5 protein-coding genes and 5 tRNA genes are annotated in these 6,063 nt (G+C 46.6%); 4 read left to right on the top strand and 6 right to left on the bottom strand.

Going from position 1 to position 6,063, the window contains the following annotated elements; all coding sequences use genetic code 11:
* Positions 1-23 precede the first annotated feature (23 nt).
* From NL643_RS17700 to orn, 6 genes are all read right to left on the bottom strand, one after another.
* Positions 24-99: transfer RNA gene (locus tag NL643_RS17700), tRNA-Gly, on the bottom strand.
* A gap of 30 nt (positions 100-129) precedes the next feature.
* Positions 130-206 (bottom strand) — tRNA-Met (locus NL643_RS17695).
* A gap of 42 nt (positions 207-248) precedes the next feature.
* Positions 249-324: transfer RNA gene (locus NL643_RS17690), tRNA-Gly, on the bottom strand.
* A 30-nt stretch (positions 325-354) separates the two neighbouring features.
* A tRNA-Met gene (locus NL643_RS17685) sits at positions 355-431 on the bottom strand.
* Positions 432-473: 42 nt separating this feature from the next.
* Positions 474-549, bottom strand: a tRNA-Gly gene (locus NL643_RS17680).
* 156 nt (positions 550-705) lie between these two features.
* The gene (orn, locus tag NL643_RS17675) at positions 706-1,251 is read right to left on the bottom strand and encodes an oligoribonuclease (RefSeq protein ID WP_005395387.1); all 546 of its coding nucleotides are present in this window, start codon (positions 1,249-1,251) and stop codon (positions 706-708) included.
* A 127-nt stretch (positions 1,252-1,378) separates the two neighbouring features.
* Here orn and rsgA point away from each other — a divergent pair, with 127 nt between their 5' ends.
* The 4 genes from rsgA (at position 1,379) to NL643_RS17655 (ending at position 6,020) form a co-directional block, all read left to right on the top strand.
* A complete protein-coding gene (rsgA, locus tag NL643_RS17670) occupies positions 1,379-2,443 on the top strand; it encodes a small ribosomal subunit biogenesis GTPase RsgA (RefSeq protein ID WP_005395388.1) in 1,065 nt (354 codons plus the stop codon).
* Between the two features lie 116 nt (positions 2,444-2,559).
* A complete protein-coding gene (gene asd / locus NL643_RS17665) occupies positions 2,560-3,417 on the top strand; it encodes an archaetidylserine decarboxylase (protein WP_005395389.1) in 858 nt (285 codons plus the stop codon).
* A gap of 167 nt (positions 3,418-3,584) precedes the next feature.
* Entirely contained in the window at positions 3,585-5,000 is a 1,416-nt protein-coding gene (locus NL643_RS17660; RefSeq protein WP_253644892.1) for a DASS family sodium-coupled anion symporter, read from the top strand.
* A gap of 132 nt (positions 5,001-5,132) precedes the next feature.
* On the top strand, positions 5,133-6,020 hold the full coding sequence (locus NL643_RS17655; protein WP_253644891.1) for a DMT family transporter: 888 nt from the start codon (positions 5,133-5,135) through the stop codon (positions 6,018-6,020).
* The last annotated feature ends 43 nt before the right edge of the window (positions 6,021-6,063 follow it).

Below are 6,063 nucleotides of genomic sequence, written 5' to 3'. Positions count from 1 at the left end.
AAGTACCGTGAGAACTATAAAACTGGAGCGACACACGAGGTTCGAACTCGTGACCTCAACCTTGGCAAGGTTGCGCTCTACCAACTGAGCTAGTGTCGCATATCAACAGCAGTCGCTATTAATGGAATTTGGTTGCGGGGGCCGGATTTGAACCGACGACCTTCGGGTTATGAGCCCGACGAGCTACCAAGCTGCTCCACCCCGCGTCCGTATTGTGTCACCGTTAAGTACCGTGAGAACTATAAAACTGGAGCGACACACGAGGTTCGAACTCGTGACCTCAACCTTGGCAAGGTTGCGCTCTACCAACTGAGCTAGTGTCGCATATCAACAGCAGTCGCTATTAATAGAATTTGGTTGCGGGGGCCGGATTTGAACCGACGACCTTCGGGTTATGAGCCCGACGAGCTACCAAGCTGCTCCACCCCGCGTCCGTATTGTGTCACCGTTAAGTACCGTGAGAACTATGAAACTGGAGCGACACACGAGGTTCGAACTCGTGACCTCAACCTTGGCAAGGTTGCGCTCTACCAACTGAGCTAGTGTCGCATCAACAACGTTTCCGCTGTTTAGGGCTGCGAATTATAAGAGCATTTTTTTGTGATGCAAGTCCTTCCTTCAAAAAAACTTTATTTTTTTACTGAACGATGAAAAAGCAATCAAAAGCGATATAAATTACAACAATTTGGATCGCAACCTTAACAGTTAAATCTTGAAAATAGTACCACGATAGTACTTAAGTTCTGCAATCGACTCGCGAATGTCGTCCAAGGCCAAATGTGTTCCCTGTTTTGTGAACCCATTTAATACTTCAGGTTGCCAACGACGCGCCAATTCTTTAAGAGTGCTGACGTCAACATATCGGTAATGAAAGAACTCTTCTAATTCCGGCATGTGTTTGTACAAGAAGCGACGATCCTGCCCAATGCTGTTACCACATATTGGCGACGCCCCTTTCGGCACCCATTTTTCTAAGAATTCAATGGTTTGTGCGACCGCATCTTGTTCTGAGATTTTACTGTTGCGAACGCGTTCCACCAAGCCGCTTGCCGTATGCGTATTGGTGCACCAATCGTCCATTTTCGCTAGCTCTTCTTCCGGCTGATGAATCGCTAATACTGGGCCTTCAGCTAAAATATTTAGCTCGCTATCCGTGACAATAGAAGCAATTTCAATGATTTTGTGCGTTTCAGGATCAAGCCCTGTCATCTCTAAATCAACCCAAATTAGGTTTTGATCGCTAAAGGACATGGTTACGCCGCCTATTTGTTTATCGATAAAAGAGGTACTATACCTCAAAATACGGGAAACACGATACTCACTCAGAGCCAAGATCACGGCTCTACCATTTGAGTAAATTCACATAAAGTACAGAATTGTGGCAAAGAAGAAAAAGTTAACCAAAGGTCAAGTGCGACGCGTACGCAGCAACCAACAAAAGCGTTTAAAAAAGCAAGAAGAGTCCATCCAGTGGGATGAAAACATGCTAGGCGCAAGCAAACAAGGTCTCGTGATCACTCGTTTTGGCCAGCACGCGGATATTGAAGACCTTGAAACAGGCGAGATTCAACGCTGTAACCTTCGCCGTGGTATCGAATCTTTAGTATCTGGCGATCGAGTTTTATGGCGCGAAGGCTTGGAGTCTATGGCTGGCATTTCTGGCGTTGTTGAAGCGGTAGAACCTCGTTCTTCAGTGCTCACTCGTCCAGATTACTACGATGGCCTAAAGCCCGTAGCTGCCAATATTGATCAAATGGTCATTGTCTCCTCGGTACTGCCCGAGCTATCACTGAATATTATTGACCGTTACCTCGTAGCATCAGAAACACTGAATATCGCACCATTGCTGGTCTTAAACAAAGTCGATCTTCTAGAAGCCGATGATCGTGCAATGTATGAAGAATGGCTCAAAGAATATGAACGCATTGGCTATAAAGTGCTTCTGGTCAGCAAGAAGTCGGGAGAAGGCATTGCTGAACTAGAAACCCTGCTGCGTGACCGCATTAATATCTTTGTTGGTCAATCAGGCGTAGGAAAATCCAGCTTAGTCAACGCGTTAATGCCGGAACTAGAGAGCGAAGTGGAAGAAGGCGAAGTTTCCGAGAACTCAGGTTTAGGCCAACACACCACGACAGCAGCGCGCTTGTATCATATTCCGACGGGTGGCGACTTGATCGACTCGCCTGGAGTGCGTGAATTTGGGCTTTGGCATTTGGAAGCAGAAGAAGTAACGAAAGCATTCGTTGAATTCCGACCATACTTAGGCGGTTGTAAGTTCAGAGATTGTAAGCACAATGACGACCCTGGCTGCCTTCTACGTGAAGCTGTTGAGAAAGGGGAAATCAACGAAACTCGCTTTGAAAACTACCATCGCATTTTGGAAAGCATGGTTGAAAACAAAGCAAACCGTCAGTATTCACGCAATAAGAAAGCCGATCTGTAATTAAGTTAAGACTGTAACTGTGTAAAAAGTCTTCACCTAATACTGACAAGCAAATTAAATTTCAGTAACATCACGCGCCCTAAAGCGCGAATCTAACAGAAGTATCGGAATTAAAGATGGACAAGTTTAAAGTTGGACTGCAGTACTGGATCCCACAACACGGCCTCACTCGCCTAATGGGTAAACTGGCTTCAGCAAAAGCTGGCGGTCTAACAACAGCAGTTATTCGTTGGTTTATCAAACAATACAATGTGAACATGGATGAGGCGAAGCACTCAGATCCTAAGCATTTTAAAACGTTCAACGAGTTTTTCGTTCGTGAGCTAAAAGAGGGCGCACGCCCAATTTCTGAAGGCGAAAACGTCATCACTCACCCAGCCGACGCTTGTGTTAGCCAATTTGGCCCTATTGAAGATGGTCAACTTATCCAAGCAAAAGGTCATCACTTCTCAGCGCAAGAACTGCTGGGCGGTGACGCGAATTTAGCAAACGAATTTAAAGATGGATCTTTTGCCACGCTGTACCTGTCTCCGCGCGATTACCATCGTGTACACATGCCTTGTGACGGCACACTGCGCCAAATGATTTACGTGCCTGGTGACCTGTTCTCGGTAAACCCACTTACGGCAGAAAACGTTCCAAATCTATTCGCACGTAACGAGCGTGTGGTGTGTATCTTTGACACTGAGTTTGGTCCAATGGCACAAGTGCTTGTTGGTGCGACAATTGTTGGCAGCATTGAGCAAGTGTGGGCTGGCACGATCACTCCGCCTCGTGGCAATACTGTCTACAAATGGGATTACCCAGCTGAGGGTGACAAGGCCGTGATCTTGAAAAAAGGCGAAGAGATGGGCCGCTTCAAACTGGGTTCTACTGTTATTAACCTGTTTGCCAAAGACGCGATTGAGTTTGACGCAAGTATGGAAAACGGTAAGCCAACCGTAATGGGCACACCTTACGCCTTGAAAAAATAAGCAAAACCCCGTTAAAAGAGCCCTTTCTCAAGGGCTCTTTTTATTGATAAAAAGCAAAATTCCGTTCAAAATTTAGCCTCTATTTCTCAAACTCATACCTGCCTCTAAGACCTTCATTCCACAATCAATTATCCTGCGCTTAGGATGAATATTTAGAGGGGCAGCCAATGCCAAAGATGAGTATAAACACGCTGGCGAAATTGCTGGTGTGCTTTTTAATTCCGCTCGGTGTTTTGATGATGCCGATTGATGCTATTCCTATTGATGATCTCACTTTAATTCAGCATCGCCTGTTGGCTATTTTTCTTCTTGCTGCCCTACTTTGGGTTCTTGAGCCGGTCCCCGTTTTTGCTACGTCCATTCTTATTATCGCTCTTGAACTGATCATGATATCGGATAAAGGTTTGCATCTATTTCGCAATCCACCAGCGGGGCATGATTTGGGAGAGTTAATTGCTTACACAGATATTTTCTCGGCCTTCTCTTCACCGATCATTATTCTTTTTATGGGTGGGTTTGCCCTCGCCATCGCGGCTTCCAAATACGAACTCGACAACAATCTCGCCCGAGTACTACTAAAACCATTCGGCACCCAACTTAAGTTCATCATGCTGGGTTTGATGCTCATTACCGCCGTTTTTTCAATGTTCATGTCCAACACTGCCACGACGGTCATGATGTTGGCGCTGCTCGGTCCAATCGTCGCTTCTGCACCTAAAGGGGATCTAGGGATTAAAGCGCTGGTGCTGTGCATTCCAATTGCCGCGAATACTGGCGGCATTGCAACTCCGATAGGCACGCCACCTAACGCAATAGCGCTCCAATACCTCACCGGAGAAAACGCCATAGACTTCCTATCCTGGATGACAATGGGCCTACCATTTGTGCTGATACAACTCACTGTTGCTTGGTTTTTGTTGCAGAAGCTGTTTCCGTCCAGCGAACCAGAAATGAAACTAAAGCTGGATGGTACGTTCAAAAAGAGCTGGCGCGCGATCGTCGTCTACATCACTTTTGCACTAACCATTGTGCTTTGGATGACGACAAAAGTGCACGGCATGAACACGTATGTTGTTGCGATTATCCCGCTTGCGGTGTTCACCTTAACGGGCATTATGGGAAAAGAAGAACTCAAGCTGATTAACTGGGACGTGCTATGGCTGGTTGCTGGTGGTATCGCAATTGGTATTGCCTTAGACAAAACAGGCTTAGCCGAAGCATTAGCACACGCCATTGATTACAGCTTACTATCACCATTTGCCGTTGTCTTTGCCCTATCGGTCGTATGTTGGTTAATGGCGAACTTTATGTCTAATACCGCAACGGCAAACTTATTAATGCCTATTGCTGCCGCTATTGGTACATCCATGCCAAGCCTTATTGCGGTTGGTGGCCTACAAGGTTTACTGGTTGTCGTCGCATTCTCCGCATCACTTGGCATGATCTTACCGGTTTCCACGCCACCAAACTCTTTGGCTTATTCAACAGGCCTAATCGAGAGCAAAGACATGGCGAAAGTGGGGCTGATTCTTGGTTTGATTGGTCTATTTATCGTGTATGGCGCAGTTCTGGTGCTGTTTTAATCGATAAGCTCCGTGACAGAGCTTGTTGTCATGGAGCTGTTCGCCAGCTATTGCCCTCACAGAGCAGCTTTTACATCCATTAAATTTCGTGCATATTAAGACTCCTCAAATCTACAAGGACGTCGACACATCATGGGTTACGAATGGCTTGCTTTATGTGCCGCTTTTCTGTGGGCAGTTTCTAGCCTTATTTCTGTCATTCCTGCACAACACCTAGGCGCATTTTCTTACAGCCGCTGGCGCATGGGCTGTACGGCCGTGATCTTATCAACAATGGCCTGGATAACTGGCGGCTGGTTAACGGTTTCTTGGGAACATGTAACGCCAATGATGGCGTCGGGTCTGATTGGAATTTTCATCGGTGATACCGCTCTGTTTGCGTGCTTGAATCGTATGGGACCAAGACAAGCCGGACTACTGTTTTCCTGCCATGCGGTATTCTCTGCTATTTTGGGCTACTTCTTATTTAGCGAAGTCATGACCACAATAGAACTACTGGGCGCATCCTTGGTATTTAGCGGCGTGGTGATGGCGATATTCTTTGGTCGAAGAGGCCAAGTGAACAACGTCTTGGAAGACATTAAAGGTAACATCTGGGTGGGCATTGGACTTGGCTTAACCGCAGCAATGTGCCAAGCATTGGGCGGCATCATCGCCAAGCCAGTAATGCAAACCAGTATTGACCCAGTTGCGGCTTCTGCTATTCGAATGATCAGTGCATTTTTCGCCCACAGCATGTTGTTAGTTCTGGGGGGCAAAATCGCTCGCTCGACACAACACATTACTTGGCGAATATTTGGTATTACTGCGCTTAACGGTTTCTTGGCGATGGCCGTCGGCATGACGCTGATCTTATACGCACTGCAAGAAGGAAATGTAGGTATGGTTGCACTGCTATCTTCAACCACGCCAATTATGTTGCTACCGCTACTCTGGATTTACACTAAACGCCGACCAAACCGATTTGCATGGTTGGGCGCAGCCCTAGCTGTGATTGGTGCTGGCATTTTGGTTCAATAACCTTACAGACCAGCCCTTGTTGCCAGATACAAAAAAGCCCGAG

The sequence above is a fragment of the Vibrio sp. Y42_MX_L11 genome (assembly GCF_024181785.1).
GTDB lineage: Bacteria > Pseudomonadota > Gammaproteobacteria > Enterobacterales > Vibrionaceae > Vibrio > Vibrio diabolicus.
This window is presented reverse-complemented; position numbering and strand designations above follow the sequence as displayed.